Annotated in this window: 16 protein-coding genes and 1 tRNA gene; 8 read left to right on the plus strand and 9 right to left on the minus strand. The window is 42.6% G+C overall.

What is annotated here, in order from left to right; all coding sequences use genetic code 11:
• Positions 1-96: 96 nt before the first annotated feature.
• On the plus strand, positions 97-2,511 hold the full coding sequence (locus SLH46_RS01225; protein WP_320279314.1) for a glycoside hydrolase family 3 C-terminal domain-containing protein: 2,415 nt from the start codon (positions 97-99) through the stop codon (positions 2,509-2,511).
• Positions 2,512-2,522: 11 nt separating this feature from the next.
• Here SLH46_RS01225 and SLH46_RS01230 read toward each other — a convergent pair whose 3' ends face one another.
• Positions 2,523-3,125, minus strand: coding sequence for a nucleotidyltransferase family protein (locus tag SLH46_RS01230; RefSeq protein ID WP_320279315.1), 603 nt, complete (start codon positions 3,123-3,125; stop codon positions 2,523-2,525).
• The gene (locus SLH46_RS01235) at positions 3,118-4,134 is read right to left on the minus strand and encodes an XdhC family protein (protein WP_320279316.1); all 1,017 of its coding nucleotides are present in this window, start codon (positions 4,132-4,134) and stop codon (positions 3,118-3,120) included. Before SLH46_RS01235 ends, SLH46_RS01230 begins: the two co-directional genes overlap by 8 nt.
• A gap of 227 nt (positions 4,135-4,361) precedes the next feature.
• On the opposite strand from SLH46_RS01235, the gene SLH46_RS01240 reads away from it, so the two are divergent.
• Genes SLH46_RS01240 through SLH46_RS01255 form a run of 4 tightly spaced genes read left to right on the plus strand, consistent with a single transcriptional unit; the run spans position 4,362 to position 6,761 of the window.
• Positions 4,362-5,336, plus strand: a complete 975-nt coding sequence (locus SLH46_RS01240) for a GTP 3',8-cyclase MoaA (RefSeq protein WP_320279317.1) — start codon at positions 4,362-4,364, stop codon at positions 5,334-5,336.
• A gap of 1 nt (position 5,337) precedes the next feature.
• On the plus strand, positions 5,338-5,580 hold the full coding sequence (locus SLH46_RS01245) for a MoaD/ThiS family protein (protein ID WP_320279318.1): 243 nt from the start codon (positions 5,338-5,340) through the stop codon (positions 5,578-5,580).
• Positions 5,581-5,590: 10 nt separating this feature from the next.
• Positions 5,591-6,061 carry a molybdenum cofactor biosynthesis protein MoaE gene (locus SLH46_RS01250; protein ID WP_320279319.1) on the plus strand — a complete coding sequence of 157 codons (471 nt, stop codon included), beginning with the start codon at positions 5,591-5,593 and terminating at the stop codon, positions 6,059-6,061.
• Positions 6,003-6,761 (plus strand): HesA/MoeB/ThiF family protein, encoded by a 759-nt coding sequence (locus SLH46_RS01255; protein WP_320279320.1) that lies wholly within the window; start codon positions 6,003-6,005, stop codon positions 6,759-6,761. The genes SLH46_RS01250 and SLH46_RS01255 overlap by 59 nt, the downstream gene beginning before the upstream one ends.
• 237 nt (positions 6,762-6,998) lie before the next feature.
• Here SLH46_RS01255 and SLH46_RS01260 read toward each other — a convergent pair whose 3' ends face one another.
• The 3 genes from SLH46_RS01260 to SLH46_RS01270 are packed head-to-tail and all read right to left on the minus strand — an operon-like array spanning position 6,999 to position 11,996.
• Complete coding sequence (locus SLH46_RS01260) at positions 6,999-9,242, minus strand: xanthine dehydrogenase family protein molybdopterin-binding subunit (RefSeq protein WP_320279321.1); 2,244 nt, start codon at positions 9,240-9,242, stop codon at positions 6,999-7,001.
• A gap of 19 nt (positions 9,243-9,261) precedes the next feature.
• Positions 9,262-11,481 (minus strand): xanthine dehydrogenase family protein molybdopterin-binding subunit, encoded by a 2,220-nt coding sequence (locus SLH46_RS01265; protein ID WP_320279322.1) that lies wholly within the window; start codon positions 11,479-11,481, stop codon positions 9,262-9,264.
• Positions 11,482-11,540: 59 nt separating this feature from the next.
• Entirely contained in the window at positions 11,541-11,996 is a 456-nt protein-coding gene (locus SLH46_RS01270) for a (2Fe-2S)-binding protein (protein ID WP_320279323.1), read from the minus strand.
• Positions 11,997-12,327: 331 nt separating this feature from the next.
• Between SLH46_RS01270 and SLH46_RS01275 the strand changes: the two genes are divergently transcribed.
• The gene (locus SLH46_RS01275) at positions 12,328-14,478 is read left to right on the plus strand and encodes a carbohydrate binding family 9 domain-containing protein (RefSeq protein ID WP_320279324.1); all 2,151 of its coding nucleotides are present in this window, start codon (positions 12,328-12,330) and stop codon (positions 14,476-14,478) included.
• Here the strand turns inward: SLH46_RS01275 and SLH46_RS01280 are convergent, their stop codons facing one another.
• Together SLH46_RS01280 and SLH46_RS01285 are read right to left on the minus strand one after the other, a co-directional pair.
• Complete coding sequence (locus tag SLH46_RS01280; protein WP_320279325.1) at positions 14,479-15,843, minus strand: outer membrane protein assembly factor BamB family protein; 1,365 nt, start codon at positions 15,841-15,843, stop codon at positions 14,479-14,481. It abuts the gene before it with no gap.
• A 221-nt stretch (positions 15,844-16,064) separates the two neighbouring features.
• Positions 16,065-16,823, minus strand: coding sequence for a hypothetical protein (locus tag SLH46_RS01285; protein WP_320279326.1), 759 nt, complete (start codon positions 16,821-16,823; stop codon positions 16,065-16,067).
• Positions 16,824-17,042: 219 nt separating this feature from the next.
• Between SLH46_RS01285 and SLH46_RS01290 the strand changes: the two genes are divergently transcribed.
• Complete coding sequence (locus tag SLH46_RS01290; RefSeq protein ID WP_320279327.1) at positions 17,043-17,882, plus strand: alpha/beta hydrolase; 840 nt, start codon at positions 17,043-17,045, stop codon at positions 17,880-17,882.
• 63 nt (positions 17,883-17,945) lie between these two features.
• Here SLH46_RS01290 and SLH46_RS01295 read toward each other — a convergent pair.
• Both SLH46_RS01295 and SLH46_RS01300 read right to left on the minus strand, forming a co-directional pair.
• Positions 17,946-18,029: transfer RNA gene (locus SLH46_RS01295), tRNA-Leu, on the minus strand.
• A 61-nt stretch (positions 18,030-18,090) separates the two neighbouring features.
• Positions 18,091-19,470, minus strand: coding sequence for an MFS transporter (locus tag SLH46_RS01300; protein WP_320279328.1), 1,380 nt, complete (start codon positions 19,468-19,470; stop codon positions 18,091-18,093).
• 144 nt (positions 19,471-19,614) lie between these two features.
• Between SLH46_RS01300 and SLH46_RS01305 the strand changes: the two genes are divergently transcribed.
• Positions 19,615-20,196 (plus strand): RNA polymerase sigma-70 factor, encoded by a 582-nt coding sequence (locus SLH46_RS01305; RefSeq protein WP_320279329.1) that lies wholly within the window; start codon positions 19,615-19,617, stop codon positions 20,194-20,196.
• The last annotated feature ends 9 nt before the right edge of the window (positions 20,197-20,205 follow it).

The raw sequence follows: 20,205 nt of genomic DNA on the forward strand, positions 1-20,205 counted from the left end.
ATAAATAAATATTTTACAATATAACTAATTTTTGAGGCATAATGCCTCAAATGAAAAATTAAATCATATTTTTGAAACAAATTTAAACTTATTGATATGAAAAAGTTCTTCAGAATTCTTTTAAAGATTGTATTGGTTATTGTTGGTCTTCTCATTATTGTGGCCCTTGTTGGAGCCATTTATATGAACAAGAATTTCCTCAACATCGATAAAAAAGACAAATACAGCAAAGCTGAAATCAAGGAAATTACGGTTGATGGTTACACTTTTAAAGACCGCAACCGAAATGGTGAATTAGATATTTACGAAGACTCCAGACAAGATATTAATGCACGGGTAAACGATGTATTGTCGCAAATGACACTGGAAGAAAAAATCAGGCTGGTAAAAGGATCGGGCATGGGTTCGGCAATGGGCCTCGGATCAAAAGACGGTATTCCCGGTGCTGTGGGCACGATTGTTCCCATTCCGCGTTTGGGATTACCCCGTCTATTTCTGTCGGATGGTCCTGCAGGTTTGCGTCTGACTACTTTTGGCGGAAAGAATAAAGATCCCAAATATTGTACGGCTTTCCCAATCGGTTCCTTGTTATCATCAACATGGAATACAGAGTTAGTAGAAGAAGTTGGTGTGGCCATGGGAAATGAAACACGTGAATATGGAATTGATGTTATTTTAGGACCCGGCGCCAATATTCACCGAAATCCACTTTGTGGTAGAAATTTTGAATATTACTCCGAAGATCCGGTTGTTACCGGTAAAATTGGTGCAGCAATGGTAAATGGTATCGAATCAAACGGAGTTGGAACATCGGTTAAACACTTCGTTGCCAATAGCCAGGAAACGAATCGGAACAAAAACAACGCGATTGTTTCCGATCGTGCCATGCGCGAAATCTATTTAAAAGGTTTCGAAATCATTGTAAAAGAAGCGCAACCCTGGACAATCATGTCGTCATACAACCTGGTAAACGGAACTTATGTAGCTGCCAGCAAAGATCTCTTGACAGATATTATGCGCGATGAGTGGGGTTTCCGAGGTATTGTAATGACCGACTGGTTTGGCGGAACCAATCCTCCGGTTGAACTTAGCGCCGGAAACGACTTGTTTGAACCGGGAACCAAAAATCAATATAAATCGCTGATGAAAGCTGCCGAAAGCGGAGAACTTTCTGAAAAAGATATCGACACTGCTGTGAAACGCATCCTTACACTAATAATGAAGTCGAAGAAAATGGAAGGATATGCTTATAGCGATGCTCCTGATTTAAAAGCGCACGCCACCATTACCCGAAATTCAGCGACAGAAGGAATGGTACTTCTTAAAAATGAAGCAGCAACTCTGCCAATGACAGCTGCCAAAAACGTGGCTTTGTTCGGTCTGTTTTCCTACGATTTTATTGCCGGTGGAACAGGCTCGGGCGACGTAAACGAAGCTTACACCATTTCGCTTGAAGATGGATTAATAAATGCCGGTTATCAGATTAACCAGACTGCAAAAGATGCTTTTATGGCGCATAAAGCTGCCAATGCCGAAGCCTTTGAAAAACCGGAAGGAACCTTGCAGGCCATGATGAATGCATATAATCCGCCGGAGTTTCTACCAACCGGCGACCAGCTGAAAACAATAGCTGTTGAAGCTGATATTGCCATTGTAACCATCGGACGAAACAGTGGCGAAGGCGCAGACCGTGTAAAAGAAAACGACTTTAACCTCTCGAAAGAAGAACAGGAATTAATTACTGAAGTTTGTGATCAATTTCATGCGGCAGGGAAAAAAGTAGTGGTTGTGATGAATATTGGAGGAGTAATTGAAACAGCCTCGTGGAAAGATGCACCTGATGCAATTTTGCTGGCATGGCAAGGCGGACAGGAAGGTGGAAATTCGGCTGCTGATATTTTAAGCGGAGCTGTTACGCCAAGCGGAAAGCTTCCGATGACCTTCCCAATTGCATTGGAAGATCATGCTTCGAGTGCTAACTTCCCAATGGAAGGAAAACCAATGGGAATGGGTATGATGTCGTCGGGTGATGAGAAAGACGAATCGGAACTAATAAAGAATGAAGATTATACCAATTACGAAGAAGGCATCTACGTGGGTTACCGTCATTTCGACAAGCAAGAATTGGAAGTTTCCTATCCATTTGGATACGGTTTATCGTACACTACTTTCGAGTATGAAAACCTGAATGTTGAGGTTAACGATCAAACAATAACAATGACTGTTCAGGTGAAAAATACCGGTGATCTGCCCGGAAAAGAAGTAGTGGAAATCTATGTTTCGAAACCGGAGACAGAAGTTGACCGGCCAGTTCAGGAGTTGAAAGCATTTGCCAAAACCCCGCGGCTGCAAAGTGGAGAGACAGCAGAAATTACTTTGGAAATGAATATTTCAGACCTCTCGTACTGGAGCGAATCAGAGAATAAATGGAACCTTGAAGAAGGTACTTATCATATTCATGCAGCTGCTTCATCGAGAGATAAAAAACTAAGCACCGAAATCAGTTTATAGAAATAAATCGATTACGAATTTTTTACCCGGTTAAGTAATCGCTGATAACTTTCGGGCGTATCCATATCTTCCGGAATTTCACCACACCGTAAAGCTTTTACATGTTGCGTGAAATTCCGGAAGATTGTTTTTGCACCTTTTGATCCACCCAGTTTTGAGAGTTCATCGAAGTAAAATCGATCGAATAATACCGGAACTCCCTGCCAGCCTGAATCAGCTTCCGACACGATAATCTGTTGTTTGTCCTGCTCGAAATTCAACATCAAATCGTTTAAATGTGCAGTTGTAATCAACGGCTGGTCGATTAAAGTAATCAACACACCTTTACTCTCAGGAAACTGTTGTTCTACGAATTTAACTCCTGCTGCAATAGAAGTTCCCATGCCCTGCTCCCAGCTTTCGTTTATAGTGAATTTTACGGGTAAATCTTTAATGAAGGGAATAATACTTTCAGCCTGATTTCCTAAAACTACTACCACCGGATTCCCTGTCGCTGATAAGGTTTTTATTTGGTGTTCGATTAGTGTTTCTTCGCCCCAGGGCAATAAAGGTTTTGGCTGCCCCATTCTTGAGGAAGCACCTGCTGCCAACAATAATATTGGAATATTATTCATGAATCGCACCCACTTTTTCGCGTAAAGCCACGGGCTTTTGTTTCCTTACCACAGTTAAAATTTCTGCCAGAATAGAAACGGATATTTCAGCTGCATTTTCAGCTCCAATGTTTATCCCTGCCGGACCATGAATCTGCTCAATAAACTCCAGCGAAAGATCAGGAACCTGTTCCAGTAACATCGATATTACTCGCTCCCTTCGGTTAACAGAACCCAGCAAACCAATGTAGGCCGGATTGATATCCTTTAAAGCCATTAAATACTGAACATCCTTATTAAAGCTGTGTGTCATTAAAACCACTGCGGTTTGTTCATCAATGGCTGACGTGTCGATAGCATCAAACGACGGGGTGATTAATGATACTGCTCCGGGAAAATAATCACACGATTTCGATTCTTCCGGAGAAGCTACTACTGTTACCTCCCACCCCAGCAATTTCCCGGCCTGACTTAGCTGAACAGCATCATGTTCTGCTCCAAAAATATACAGCTGGAATAAAGGTTCGAAAGTTTGTGAGAAACACTTTTGACTTCCAGTTTCATTACCATTAAAATTGGGATTTAGCGAATAATCAGTGCCATTAATACGAAGTACCGAACCTACATCATCGTACTCTCCCACTTCTGAATAAAAGAACGAATCCATTTGAAAGGACTTACGGTTCTCCAATTGATTTTCAAATGCCTCCAAAAGTTCATCGGATAAAAAAGCCGGTTCTATTAAAATATGAATAACGCCTTCGCAACCTATTCGGTAACGACCATCGTAAGTAATAACTTTTGGTTTATTGGTCCGAAAAACACTTTGCGCCTGGCGTTCAATTTCATTTTCAACACAGCCGCCACTTACTGCTCCGGCATATTCGCCATCCTCACGAATAAGCATCCGAACACCGGGCCGGCGGTATGAAGAACCATCCAGATCGACCACCGAAACAAATACAGCTTTTTTTCCCTGTTGCTGCCATGTTTTAAGAGTGTTGAACAGTAGTTTCAGCTCGTGCGTCATTTTTGAACTTTTTAAAGGTTAGTTTCGTTAGGCAAATTTTGATTCGCCTAAATAAAAATACATCAAATATTTATAAACCAACACTATAACAAGAAAAGGATTAATACTGTTCAATAAAACGTCCTATCGAAATGGATAAATTTTCGGCTTAGCTCAGATAGCTGTAATCAAAATACCTAATAGTATGAATTAGCTGAACAAATCAGTAGTTTTTTAGTTAATTAAGCATGTTGAAAATTGAAGATAAGCTGGGCAGAAGGTTTGAAAAGCTGAGAATAAGTCTGCTTAACTCGTGTAATTTTTCGTGCGTTTATTGCGTTGATAATGAGTTTGAAAAAAACACAGACTTTCAACTCGATCAAAACGGCGCTGATAAGCCAATTTCAGTAGAAGAATTTACGCAGTCAATTCAGGCGGTGCACCGCTTAACGAAGCTAAAAAGTGTTCGCTTTACCGGTGGCGAACCATTGCTTTACTCCGATCTTTACCCGCTTATTGAAAACATTAAAAAACTTGGCATCAACGATATTCGCCTGACCACCAATGCCTTTTTTCTAAAAGAAAATGCGGAAAAACTGGTGAGTGCCGGTGTTAAATCAATCAACATTTCGGTGGATGCCATCGACAACAAAACCTTTGGAAAAATTATTCGCCGGGCGGATACATCGAGAGTATTCCAGGGAATTGAAGCAGCAGTAAATGCCGGATTGAATATTAAACTGAACGCTGTTATCATGCGAGGGAAAAATGATTCACAAATTGTTCCGCTGCTTGATTATGCAACAGATTTGGGAGTAAAAATCCGCTACCTGGAGTTGATGAAAATGGGGCATTTATACCATTCTGAGAACGGGCTTTTCTTTCCGGAAAAGGAAATACTTTCAACGATTCAGGAAAAATACGAGATTGAAAAAATTAAGCGAGAACAGGCTTCAACCGCACATTACTGGCGCACCTCGAAGGGTGGAGTTTTTGGAATAATCGCTAACGAGTCGACACCCTTTTGCCACGACTGCAACCGCTTACGATTAGACAGCAACGGCTACTTTTTTGGTTGCCTGAGTAATGCACATGGCGAAAAACTGATGCCGTTTATCGATAACGATCAACTGCTAACTGAAAAGCTAAAAGGATTACTACTGCTTAAACAAGCGGTAAAATTCCATGGTAGCGAATTATCAATGAGAAATATAGGAGGCTAAAATGAATAGAAAGATTGTATGCTTTGCGGGACTAAAAAAGTTCTTTGGCGACGAAACCAGCGTTGAAGTGGCGTCGGGAGAAAGTTATGCCGGCTTGCTTGAACAACTGGGGGAATTAAACCCGGAAGCAAAAGAAGTACTGGCCAGCTGCAGGATTGCCGTTAACGAAGAATTTGTGCCCTTAAACGACACGATAAAAGACCAAACAACATTGTTTTTAATTCCACCATCAAGCGGAGGATAAATCAAACGATATGAAGCACATTCAAAATACAGCGATTAATTATAGCGACCTGTTTGATGATTTCAGGCACCCGCAAAGTGGTGCAGTGGTACTGTTCAGCGGCGAGGTTCGCGATAACAACAGAGGCCGAGCCGTGACGCATCTGGAATATGAAGCTTACGAGCCTATGGCAAATAAAATGATCGGTGAGATATTGGAAGAAGCCAAATCGCGTTTTAATCTCAATCAGGCAGCTTGTGTTCATCGAGTTGGCCGTGTTGAAATCAGTGGTTGTGCGGTTGTGGTAATCACCGGTTCCGGCCACCGAAAAGAAGCATACGAAGCGAACCGTTACATCATCGACCGCGTGAAAAATGAAGTGCCCATCTGGAAGCACGAGTTTTTTGCTGACGGCACCAGCGAATGGGGCCAAAACTGCGATTGTGTTACCGACGATAACCATCACCACCATCATCATCACAATTATGAAAGAGCTGAATAATGAAGACCGGATACGGTTTACGCGTCATTTATCCTTATCGGAAATTGGCCTTACCGGCCAGCTAAAACTGAAAAATGCGCACGTGCTGGTAATTGGTGCCGGTGGATTGGGAAGTCCGTTGCTCGTCTACCTGGCAGCTGCCGGAATAGGTAGTATTGGCATTGTTGATGACGATGTGGTAAGCACATCGAACCTGCAACGGCAAATTCTTTATACCTCAATTGAAGTGGGGCAAAAAAAGGTGGAGATCGCTGCTCAAAAAATGAAAGCTTTGTATCCGGAAATTGAGATTCAGCCATTTGATACCAGGTTGGATGAAACCAATGCTGAAGACCTTTTTCAGCAATATGATGTGATTGCCGACTGCACCGACAATTATAAAACCCGCCAGCTGATCGGTTTAAAATCGGCAAGTCTTAACAAACCGCTGGCTTTTGCTTCGGTCCTCAATTACGAGGGGCAAATCAGCGTATTTAATTATCAGAACGGTCCTGTTTATACCAATCTGTTTCCGACCACCCCAAAAGACGGTATTTACAAGGAAGATGACATTGGCCTTTTAGGTGTTTTACCCGGAATTACCGGAACATTACAAGCCAATGAAATCATTAAAATAGTCACAGGTTACGGAGAGGTACTCAGCGGAAAACTATTGGTTTTTAATATCCGCGATAACCGGTTTAATGTGTTTCGGTTTTAAAATTCCTACTCTGTTTATCTCAAAAAATGATTCTGTTAAAAGTCCACAATATCTCGAATTTCACTAATTTCTTAGAATTTGATTTATGAATTCCTTGTTATACAACCCGTTCGCAAATTGATTCTCCCTGAACACCCCAACCCTAAAGGGAGCAGTGACAATCAATTCGCACCCTTTGGGGCCGGGGTATCGAATTGATATTCGTGGAATTAGTGGACAATACTATTAAGTCAGCTACTACCCAAAAGTGTTTTTGACAAATGGCTGATGGTAATAGCGCTCTCCGGTGGCTTTGTAAAGCGCATTTCCTAATGCAGCAAATGCAGGTGGAAACGGAGGTTCACCCAATCCTGTTGGAGCAATTTCGTTTTTCACAAAATGAACATCAATATTGTCCGGGGCTTCCTTGTATCGAATCATACGGTAGCTATCGAAGTTTTCGTGTTGCGGTTCTCCGTTTACAAATGTCATCTCGCCATACAAGGCATTTCCTATACCATCAACGACAGCTCCTTCTACCATATTTTTTGCGGCATCAGGATTTACCACAATTCCACAATCCATTGCCGAAACCACATTCTCCACTTTCGGCTCACCATCTTTCATAACCACATCAATTACGTGGGCAGCGTAACTATTATGGCAAAAATAGGCTGCCACACCGCGCTTTTTATCCGATGATTCTTTTCCCCAGCCTGATTTATCGCGAACCAGTTCGAGAACACCAGCATAACGGGCTGCATCGTAGTCATTACGTTCGCCAACCGGATTTTCCTGTGCACGTTTTAATAAGTCGAGACGGAATTGTATCGGATCCTTTCCTGCTGCTTCGGCCACTTCATCCAAAAACATTTGTTCTGCCGGGCCAATAAAATTTGACCGGGGAGCACGAAATGCTCCAATGGTTATGTTGGAGTTTATCGACCATTCTTCAGCCAGGTAATTATCAACCGCACCTGCCGGGAAACGGTTGGCATGTAACGGGCTTTCAGGTATTCCACCGGCTTTTGCGTGAAAAGCAATCAGGTTATTATTTTCATCGAGGGCTGCGCGATACTTTACATGATATGTTGGACGAAAAACGCCAAAACGGGTAGTATCTTCTCGCGAGTAGACCAATTTTACCGGGGCTTTCACTTTCTGCGAAATTACAGCAGCCTCGGTTGCATAGTGGTTATACGCACGACGTCCGAAACCACCACCCATCCGGGTCATTTGTACGTCAATATTTTCTACCGGTATTCCCAGTCTTGCAGCTATCGTTCCTTCAACAAATTCAGGAGCCTGTGTAGGACCTACAACTACTACTTTATCATCTTTTACATCAGCAAAAAAGTTAATCGGTTCCATCATAAAATGAGCCAGGTAAGGCGCAGTGTAAGTACTTTCAATAACTTTTGCTGCATTTTTAAAGGCCTCTTCCGGATTTCCGTCTTTGCGAACCACCCGACCAGGTTTGGCAGCTGCTTCTTTCATTTTCGAGATATGATCTGCAGTACTTTCCAACCCGGCAGGCACATCAACAATAGTCTCTCCTCCCCACCCTGCGGATGTATACTGGTAATCAGCAAACGGCTCCCACTCGGCCATCAGCATCAACTTGGCGGTCATTACTTCCCATGTTGAATTACCAACAATGGCAATTAGCTCGGTAAATGCGTCGGTGTCGAAACCGTTTCTCTTATAATCGTCGTTGTAAGTTTTAAATGAAAAAACATCTTTTATCCCGGGCATTGCTTTTGCCTCAGTGGCATCAAACGACTTAAGTTTCATTCCAAATGCAGGAGGAAATGCAACGGTGGCGTATAACATACCTTCCCTTTTCACATCCATACCAAACATTGGTTTTCCTGTTACAATTTTTAGTCCTTCAACATTTTTACGTGAAGATCCTACAATTGTAAAGTCTTTCGGTTCTTTTAATTCCACTTCTTCCGGAACAGAAATTTGTGCAGCTGCCGAAGCCATTTCGCCATAACCTGCTGATTTACCACTCTGCTCGTGGTGTATCACTCCGGCAGCAGTTGTTAGCTCCGCAACGGAAACGTTCCATGCTTTTGCAGCAGCTTCTTTTAACATATGCCGCGCCGTTGCTCCGGCCATTCGTAATCCCGGCCAGCCCTGACGTAATGCCTGACTTCCACCGGTAAACTGGCGTTCGTAAATATCGGTATTGAATGGAGCCTGTTCAACAACTACATTTTTCCAGTCAACATCCAATTCTTCGGCAACAACCATCGGCATAGAAGTGATAACTCCCTGACCAAATTCAGGATTTGTTGACATTATGGTTACTACGCCATTTTCACCAATTTTTAAATAGGCATTTATCTCAAACCATTCATCTGGCATTTGCAGACCTTCTTCAGCTTTTGCATTGCATGAAGACAACATACTAAAACCAAGTGTCAATCCACCACCAGCAAGTATCGTATTTCTAATAAATGAACGTCTACCGAATGTTATTTTTGCAGTTGTCATCTTTTATGTTTGAACAGATCTATATTCCAATACTGTTTTTTACAAATGGCTGATGATAATAACGATCGCCGGTAGCTTTATACAAAGCATTGGCAAGCGCTCCCATTACCGGCGGATAAGGTGGTTCTCCCAATCCGGTTGGGTCGATATTGTTTTCTACAAAATGTACTTCAATTTCTTTGGGTGCCTCGCCGTGCCTGATCATCCGGTACATGTCGAAATTGTTTTGTTCAGGTTGACCTTCGCTAAAAGTCAACCCACTGTACATCGCATGACCGATTCCATCCACAATACTTCCTTCCGTCATATTCACAGCAGCATCGGGATTGACTACAATTCCGCAATCTACCGAAGCATATACTTTTTCGATTACCGGCATTCCATCTTTGTTGGCAATGTCAACCACATTGGCCACATACGAATTGTGACAGAAATACGCGGCAACACCACGGTTTTTACCTCCTGAATTGGTATCCCAGCCCGATTTTTCACGAACCTGTTCCAAAACTCCGGCGTATCGGGCTGCATCGTAATCGTTACGTTCTCCAACAGGATTTTCCTGTGCCCGTTTTAATAAATCGAGACGAAACTGAATCGGATCCTTTCCTGCTGCTTCGGCTACCTCATCGAGGAAAGACTGTTCGGCTACCGCATTAAAATTGGAACCCGGAGCCCGAAATGCACCGGTACTGATGTTGGTTTCTACAGCCCAGCTTTCGGCAAGGTAATTGTCCACGCTTCCTGCCGGAAAACGATTGGCGTGCAACGGACTTTCCGGGATACCGCCCATTCGAACATGGAAACCAATCAGGTTGTTATCGGCATCCAATGCTGCACGGTATAAAGCATGGTAAGTCGGACGATAAATTCCGTACGACATGTCATCTTCGCGCGAGTAGATCAACTTTACAGGAGCTTTCATTTGTTGCGAAATAACGGCTGCTTCCACCATAAAATGGCCATACAGGCGTCGTCCGAAACCTCCTCCCATCCGGGTCATTTGCACATCCACTTTTTCGAGTGGTAATCCCAGCCGGGCAGCAACGGTTTTTTCCATAAACTCCGGCGTTTGTGTCGGGCCGGCCAGCAATGCAAAGTCCTCTTTTACATCGGCAAAAAAGTTCATGGGTTCCATTGGATTGTGCGCCTGGAAAGGAGCTGTATATGTTCTTTCAATTATTTTAGCCGCATTTTTAAATGCTTCCTCCGGATTTCCGTCGCGGCGTTGTTCTCTTCCTGATTTGGCAGCTGCTTCCTCCATTTTTTTATAGTGATCTGCTGTGCTTTCCAAACCGACCGGAACACCCTGTGAATTGTTCTCAGAAATCGGTTCCCACTCCACGTTTAACATTAGTTTGGCAGTCATTACTTCCCAGGTTGAATTACCAACTACAGCCACCAACTCTGTAAAAGCGGTAACATCCGACCACTGTTGCTGGTAGTCGTCGTTAAAAGTTTTTATGGCAAAAACATCCTTGATTCCGGGCATGGCTTTCGCTTCGGTTGCATCAAACGATTTTAGCTTCATTCCAAAAGCCGGCGGATGTTCGATCATGGCAATCAACATTCCTTCTGCCTTATAATCGAGTCCGAACAAACGCTGTCCGGTAACTATTTTTTGGCCATCCACATTTTTCCGGGACGTACCGATAATGGTAAAATCCTTAATATCTTTTAATTCAACTTCTTCAGGAACTGTCAATTCAGCTGCCGCTGAAGCCATTTCTCCGTAACCGGCTTCTTTTCCACTGCTTTTATGATACAAAACTCCAGCTTCGGTAGTGATCTCATCAACCGGAACTTTCCATTCGTGGGCAGCAGCCTCACGTAACATCCTGCGGGCAGTTGCTCCGGCCATTCGAAGTCCGTTCCACCCTTGCCTGATAGACTGGCTACCTCCTGCCAGCTGGCGTGTAAAAATATCGGTATTCAGCGGTGCCTGTTCAACCAGAACAAATTTCCAGTCAACATCCAGTTCATCGGCCACAATCATCGGCATCGATGTCTTTACATTCTGGCCAATTTCGGGGTTGGGCGACATAATGGTAACCGCCCCGTTATTCCCTATTTTCAGGAAACCATTTAACTCATACCATTCATCGGGCATGGTTAATTGTTTGGGCGAATCGGTAGTGCAAGCCGGGGCCAGCCAGCTAAATGTCAGCAGTAATCCACCACCGGCCAACGCTGAACTTCTGATGAAAGAACGTCTATTTAGTTTTGTTTTAACAGTTGTCATGTGAAGTAATTTTAATGTTATGGTTCAATCCGGAAATAAGACGCGATGTATTGCGGAGACTAAGAATTAGCAGCTGTTTTAATCGCCTTTTTAATTCTTGTATAAGTACCGCAACGGCAAATATTACCGTGCATAGCCGCCTCAATTTCCTCATCACTTGGATTTGGATTTACCTTTAACAACCCGGCGGCATTCATAATTTGTCCGCTCTGGCAGTAACCACATTGCGGAACATCTTCTTCAATCCAGGCTTTTTGTAGCGGGTGATCTCCGTTTTCCGAAAGTCCTTCTATTGTGGTGATTTCCTTGTCGCCCACCGAATCGACAAAGGTGATACACGAGCGCACTGCCATACCATCTAAAAGAATGGTGCATGCGCCACACTGTGCCATTCCACAGCCGAATTTTGTTCCAACCAAATCAAGATGATCTCTGAGTACCCAAAGCACCGGAGTGGATGGATCAACATCCACCTGTTGCTGCTTTCCGTTGATGTTTAGATTAAATACTGCCATTTATTTATAGATTATAAGTTTGTTCAGCTATTCATGTATGCAATAATACACATATATTGAAGTATATTGATTTTTACATATTTTGAATTAACACCCTTTACAACAAACCTTTATACTAAATGTTCAGATGGAAACAAACATAACTTCCTCTGAAATCTAAACTAAAAACTCGTGAAGAATCAGGCGGTGTTTATTCGCGAATTATGGAGATCCATTTGATCCGGATTTTGGCAGATCATAAACAGTTTTAAATTTAAGTGTAATAAACCGGCAGATTATGCGACTAATCAGCCTAAAACTTATATTTACTGCTGAAAAAACCAAATCGTGCATGAAGTCAATTTACCTTGTCCTTTTTATTTTTATTTCCGTTCATTGTTTTGCCGCCAAACAGGAAGTTAATGTTGTTAAAACCACTGTGCCACCCGTTATCGACGGAAAGCTTGATGATGCTACCTGGACTAGTGCCAATAAATTTACCGGCTTTATAACTTTCATCCCCGACTTTGAAAAACCCATGCCCGAAAAAACCGAAGCCTGGTTAAGTTACGACGAGGAGAACCTGTATTTCGCCTTTAAATGTTACGATAGCGAACCCGAAAAAATAAAAGCCACTGTTTCGGCGCGCGACCAAATAATGGACGACGATTTTGTTTGTGTAAATCTCGATTCGCACAACGACCAGCAATCGCTTTACGCCTTTTATGTCAACCCGCTGGGAATTCAGGGCGACTCGCGTTTTGCTGCCGGAACCGAAGATCCGAGTATCGATTTGGTGTGGTACAGCGCCGGTAAACTCAACGATGACGGTTACAGTGTTGAAATGAGTATCCCGCTGAAAAGTATCCGTTTTGCGAAAAACGATACCGTACAAATGGGGCTTTTCCTCGAACGAACCATTGCACGCACAAAAACACACGGTTCGGTGCCCGAGCTGGATCCCGAAAAAGGATATGCCTTTTTAACCCAGTTTATGGGAGTGAACTATGCCGGAATTAACTATCACCGGCTTTGGGAAATACTTCCTGCAGTGACGTACAAACACACCGATATTAACCAGGATGGCGAAATGGTGAAAGACCAGCGCAAACCAGAAGCGAGCCTGACCGTAAAATATGGTATTACTTCCGACCTTGTTTTCGACGGGACACTAAATCCCGACTTTAGCCAGGTGGAAGCCGATGCCGGGCAAATTGATGTAAACCTGCGCTACCAGTTGTTGTATCCCGAAAAACGACCGTTCTTTTTAGAGGGGCTGGAGCGCTTTAACGTGGCAGGTACACAAACTTCGGTTATCGATCCTATTCAAATGATGGTACACACCCGAACCATCGTAAATCCGCTTACCGGGGCAAAACTCACCGGTAAAATCGGTAAAAAAGATGAAGTGAACATTTTGTATTCGGCCGATGAGTTGGGTACCGAAACGGCTGATGGCAAGAACGAATATGCCCATTTTCCGCTGTTTCGCTACAAACGAAACCTGAAAGACGAAAGCTTTCTGGGCTTTTTATATACCGGTCGTGAAGCGCCTGAGTTCAACAACCGTGTTTTGGGAGTCGACGGGCAAGTTCGCCTAAATAAATCGACGATGTTCGAGTTTAACGGCTTTCACAGCCAGACAATCGCCGCAGATGAAAAATCGCCCGGCAACAGTTTCGGACTCGTGTTAACGCACGATACCCGTAACCTGACCTACAAACTTTCGGCAAAAGGCGTCGACGACGATTTTCATGTGGAAACCGGTTATTTAACCCGAACCGGAATTTATCAGCTGGCCGGTTTACTCAATCCTAAAATTTACCCCGGTAACAAAGTGTTTAACCGCCTCGATTTCGAGCTGTTTACCACCTACACCCGCGACCGTATTTACAGCATGAACGAAACCTACAATTTTGTGTCGGCGCAGGTGCGCACACAGGGGCGCGGAATTTTTAAAATAAAATACCTGCTGAGTAACGAAATTTTTATGGGCGAACGGTTTAATACCGGCGGTGTAAATGTGCTGCTTGGCGGTGCTGCCGGAAACTGGTTCGAAGGTCATGTTGTTTACCGCCGTATGAACGGAATCTACTATTCTACCGATCCCGAGCAGGGTAAATACAATAAAATCACGTCGACATTCAGCTTTCAGCCACTGCCAAAATTAAATGCGGTGGCCAGTCTTTCGTGGTACGATTTTGTGGCCGACAACAGCCACGAGAAACTCTACAACTACCCCATCGAACGCCTGAAAGTAACCTACCAGTTTAACAAGTACCTGTTTTTGCGCGGTGTGGGCGAATACAACGGCTTCAGTAAACAGTTTGTTGGCGATATGTTGCTGTCGTTTACCTACATTCCCGGAACAGTGGGCCACATTGGTTACGGCGCTTTGTATCAGCAAACCGATGCCGACCTGAATTTCTTCGACGAAAACCACGGGCCAACACAACAACAACGGGGCTTTTTTATTAAGCTGTCGTACCTCATCCGGTCGTAATTATTCACCAACCTGAACACATAACATCTGTTTTTGATCGCGTATCAATAATTTTCCGTCGGCGAGTGCAATAGGTGCCCAGTTTTGGGTTTTTCCACCAAATCGTGTTGACATTGCGTTTTCGTCGGCATCGGCATTGCTACCCAAAATCTCAGCTTTGGCAATTGGTTTAAACGCTTCAGGACTTGGTTCGATTAAGTACAGGGTATTTGTTCCATCGGTAGCAAGAATTAAGCCGTCGGCAATAATCATACTTCCTTTGTTAAAATCCGGATCACGTTTTGTTTTCCACATAATTTCGCCGTCCATATTCATACAAGTAAGGCCGTCGCGCGTACTGTTTGTACCGAACTCTGCGTAAAAATACCCGTCGTAGAAAAGCGGTGTTTTAGTTTGATCGCCAAATTCTTCGGTACGGAAAAGCTCTGTTGTACCGTAAGTTCCGTCGGCTTGTTTTTCCACCTGAATCATTAGTGCACCAAGCTCGTAACCTCCTGCAATCAACAATTTGTTATCGCCGGCATCAACGGCACTCGGTACCGGAATACGGCATACCCAATCTTTAAATTCCCAGATCACTTCTCCGGAAAGCGGATCCATTCCAACCACGCTACCGGGAACCACAGGCTCACCGCCGCGGCCACCTCCCGATGCTGTTATCATTACCAAATGGTCGTTACCATCAATTTTTACAATTATCGGGCTTACATAACCGGTTAATCCCAGCGATGGTGTTTTCCATTTCAGCTCTCCCGAGTTTTTATCGTAAGCAACCACTCCGGCTTCAGGAGCCTGAGCAGCAAGAATTAACAAATCGCCATAAATTAACGGACACTGCGAAATTGCCCAGGTTGGAAAACTTCCGGCGCCGCCACCAAATCCGGGGCCACCGCCTTCAGGCAATGTTCCGCTAAAATCGGTCCAAACGTTAGCGCTCCAAACCGGCTGGTGGGTTTCCAAATCAATGCAATAGGTATGTCCGTATGGTCCGCAGGAATACACATGTTTATCATCAACAATCGGAACACTGCGCGATCCGGGGAACATTACTTCACCGGCTGATTCGTATTCAAATTTCCACAATTCTTCGCCTGAATTCAGATCAAAACAACGCATCAAATCACCTGTTTTATCGTCGCGATCGAGTAAATAAGCTTTGCCGTCTTTTACAACCGGACCGCCATAACCGATACCCACATCAACTCTCCAAAGCACTTCGGGACCACTTTCGGGCCATGTACGAAGTAAATTCTGCTCCGTCACGATGCTATTACGATCGGGACCCATAAACTGTGGCCAATCCTGTGCAACCACACAGAAACTTCCTGCTGTTAGAATTAAGATGAGAAAGATTAGTTTTTTCATGGTAAGTTATTTATGGTTTATTTTTAGTCGAGTTAAGAGTTATTCATCAAACTTACAACAATATGCGACGAATATCGACTAAAACGGGATAAATGAATTTATACCATTAAACGATTCTACTGCAGGATTGGGAGAAGAAATCTTTCAGAAGAAGGAAACAAAGATTTTATTTCAAATTGCAGAAATAAAGTTCCTTAAAAATCATCCGCGACGTAAGCGTGTTACCTTTTATCGTACTTATTATTAAAGGAATAAATCAGGCTTGCGCTCCAGATAAAATCATCACCGGCAATTTCGCTGTCAATTTTCTGATTGATCATTAAAGACGCTGAAAGTGGAAAATCATTTTTTGCCAAGGTAAAACTCGAAGCCGCATAAACTCCCTGCAATCCGTCCATGCGCAGGTAATATACCTGTGGTGTGAGACTCAGGTTACACTTATCGGATAACGCGAGTTTTGAAAAACTACTCTGCAAGGCAATGTAATTCGTGTGTTGGGTGATATCATCCTCTACTCCATGCGCATAAAGCCAATACGGAGTGAGCGAGATTTTTTCGGAGAATTTAAACGTTGGAGAAAGTTCCCCGGCCAAATAACGCCTAACGCGAATAATCTCCATTTCGGCTCCATCTTTTATTACATCGATCTCTTTAAACGAAAAAGCAGGATGTGCTCCAATCTTAAACCGAAATTTTTCGTTATTAACGAACTGGTATCGCCACCACAAAATAAACGACCACGGTTTGCCTTCCATTGAAAACCGAAACTGCGGATCGAAACTTAATTTTTCGCCACCCAACGAAAAGTTAAACATTACTGCAGGTTTCCCGAGGTTAAAGGACGGGATTAAAGAAATACCATTGTTTGTAGCCCAAATCGAACCGTTAAAATGTTTTGTAGTGGAAGTATTTTCATCGTTTTGCGCTATTACAAACTGCATCACAGCCATAAATGCTACAAACATAAGTATTCGCTTCATTTGCTTAGTTTAAGTCTATTCGTTCTATAATTTATCAACCAGTCAATCCAAATAAGTGGCGAAAGATAGCCAAAAAACCAAAAGCTAGTGTTATTTCGACACAATGAAAGAGAATGTTTAAAATTCAGTAAATTTTGAATGAAAGCATTTAATCATAAATAGTGCCTGACAAAAGTAATTTGTAGCTAAATTTATGACCTTCTTAAAAATTATGAACAGATGAAACAAACACTTTTTCTGAAAACTATTAGCCTATTGATTGTGATTACCGGCTTAGTTTCTCAAACTGAAGCAGCCAGGGTTCAACACCTGACAACACATAGTCAATCGATGGATAAAGACATTGAAGCAGTTGTAATTACTCCGGAAGGTTATTCTGAAAACAATTCGTATCCGGTTCTGTACCTGCTCCACGGGTATAGTGGTAATCAAAACGACTGGATAAACGGCGTGCCTGAAATTAAAGATTATGCCGATTTGTATCAGTTTATTATTGTTTGTCCCGACGGCGCTTTTTCGAGCTGGTATTTCGATAGCCCGATCGATAACAGCATAAAATATGAAACCTATGTGGCACATGAATTGGTTAACAGGGTAGACGACTCGTTTAGCACAATTTCATCGCGCGAAGGACGTGCCATTACCGGATTAAGTATGGGAGGACACGGCGCTTTGTATCTTGCTTTCAGAAACCAGGATGTTTATGGCGCAGCAGGAAGTATGAGCGGCGGAGTTGATATTCGTCCGTTCCCCAACAACTGGGACATTTCGAAAAGATTGGGCACTTACGCGGAAAACAAGGAAAATTGGGAAGAAAACACTGTAATTAATCTTGTTTATCAGCTTACACCCGGATCGCTTAAAATAACCATTGATTGTGGTGTTAGCGACTTCTTTTACGGGGTTAACTGCGACCTGCACGAAAAACTCCTTGAGCGAAATATTCCACACGATTTTACCACCAGACCCGGTGGGCACACCTGGGAATACTGGGAAAACTCAATTGCTTTTCAAAGTGTATTCTTTCATCACTTTTTTGAAAAAGTTAAGGGAGAGTAATATCTGATTCCGAAAAAGAATTAAAAAAGCCTGATACTCTTATCGAATATCAGGCTTTTGTTGTACCCGGGGCGGGAATCGAACCCGCACTCCGTTGCCAGAACTGGATTTTGAATCCAGCGCGTCTACCAATTCCGCCACCCGGGCAAACTTCCTTTGTGGAAAATTGGTGTGCAAAACTAATTATTTAACCCGAATCAGCAAAATATTAGTTCAAAATTTCTTTTTTCTGGTCGATGTATTTCACTACTTTTCCGTAAACTATCAAAGAAATAGCTGATACAGAGGCAATTCCTACAAAATAAAACCAGATATAATGTGCATTTACCGAAGCAGCTTCCCACTCGGCGTGTGTATCAAACAGTAGCGGATCGGGACAATATTTGGTAAGCAACCATCCCGAAAGACCAAAACCAAGTATCGAAGACAGGAACGAATGCAAATGGCTAAAGCCAAGATACAGACCCTCTTCACCTTTTGGTGCCTGCAGCGAGAAATACTCCAGGTAACGTGGCGAAATAAAAGTCTCGGCCAATCCCTGGAAAACAATACCCACAATCATCATAAAAGCAACGGGATGAAGACCCAGAATAGGATCGCTGCCCATTAAATGCCCGGAAGCCATACAAAGTGCTGAAACCGGCATAATAAACATACCAACGGTCATTGAAAACAGCGATGTTTTATTGCGCATCATTTGTGTAACAAAACCAACCGTTAGGAAAACTACCAGCGGATTTACGTTGGCAAACCACGAAATAGCACTGCCCTCGCCTGCAAGTCGCAATACATATTTTGGCATGGTTGCATACAACTGGTGTTGCACCATCCAAAAGCCGGTAATAATTAGAATAAGTATAATTAATCGCGCGTTTGAAAGCACTTTTATCAATGCATCAAAAATCTGTTTAAAGCTTTTTGATTCTTCGTGTGAACGACTTGCCTTATAAAACAAAGCCACTAAAATCACAGCCAAAAGTGTGATTCCTCCGGCGAAGTAGTTAAGTGTCACCAATCCTTCGTTACCCATAGCATCACGAAGAGGTTTTACAATGGTTTTTCCCGAGAAAGCACCAATGTTTACCATCATATAAAAAATGGAATAGCCCTGTGCACGCGTTTCTTTGGTTGTTTCGCGGGCTACGGTTCCGGTAATACACGATTTAATGAACGATCCGCCAATCATAATCACAATCATAATCGGTACGATAATCCACTTTAAATTACTTTCACGAAGCCCGTTAAACTGGGTAGTTTTGGTGTATTCTACCAGCCCCGATGATTCAAGCATTGTTGGTAATACACCCATCGAAAAGTAGCCGATGGAAAGTAATGAAAAAGCGATCAGCAATGATTTTTTAAAGCCAATTTTATCGGCCACTGCACCGGCAAATGTTGGCAAAAAGTAGAGTCCTGCCGAAAACGATCCGGCCAGCATTGCTGCCTGAAAATCATTAAATCCTAAAATTCGCGACAAATAAAGTGTGATGACAATAAACACTCCATAATATGCAGCCCGCTCTAATAACTCAACCGCATTAGCTACCCAAAATGCCTTCGGGAACTTCGCTTTTACTTTCTTTTCCATGCTTGTTATATGATAATTATTGTCAGCAAAAATAACAGCTTAATCGAAAGCACAAAATGACATAAATTTCGTAAACATAATGTACATCTTTTGCAATGAGATTCTTTTTCATACCTTAGCATCTACCGTTAGAACTGATTGTACATGAACTCATTCGAAGAAAACAAACTTTACGAAAATATTCAGCAAGGCGATACCAAAGCATTTGAAAAGCTCTTTAAAATGTATTACGGTTACCTGTGTAATTTCGCTACAAAAATTATTGAAGACGATGTTGCGGCCGAAGAGATTGTACAAGACTTTTTTGTGAAATTTTGGGAACGTAAAGCAGATATATCAATTGAAACGTCGTTAAAAAACTACCTGTTCCGTTCGGTAAAAAACCTTTGCCTGAATTACATTAAACATAATAATATAAAATTACAACACGCTCAAACGGTGATTGCCGAATCGGAGGAAAATAACTTTAATGATCATTTTGTTGAAGTTGATCTTGCCGCCGACATTGCCAAAAGCATAGAAGAACTGCCCGAAAAACGTCGCGAAATTTTCAGATTGAGCCGCGAGGAAGGATTAAAATACCGCGAAATTGCTGAAAAATTAAATATTTCCGTCAAAACAGTTGAAGCTCAAATGGGGCTGGCAATCAAATTCTTACGAGATAAATTAAAAAAATATAATACCTATTTATTCTTCTTTTTTGTTAGCAGGACAAAAAAAGCTTAAGGGTAAATT

The organism is Draconibacterium sp. IB214405 (assembly GCF_033963885.1).
Taxonomy (GTDB): Bacteria; Bacteroidota; Bacteroidia; order Bacteroidales; family Prolixibacteraceae; genus Draconibacterium.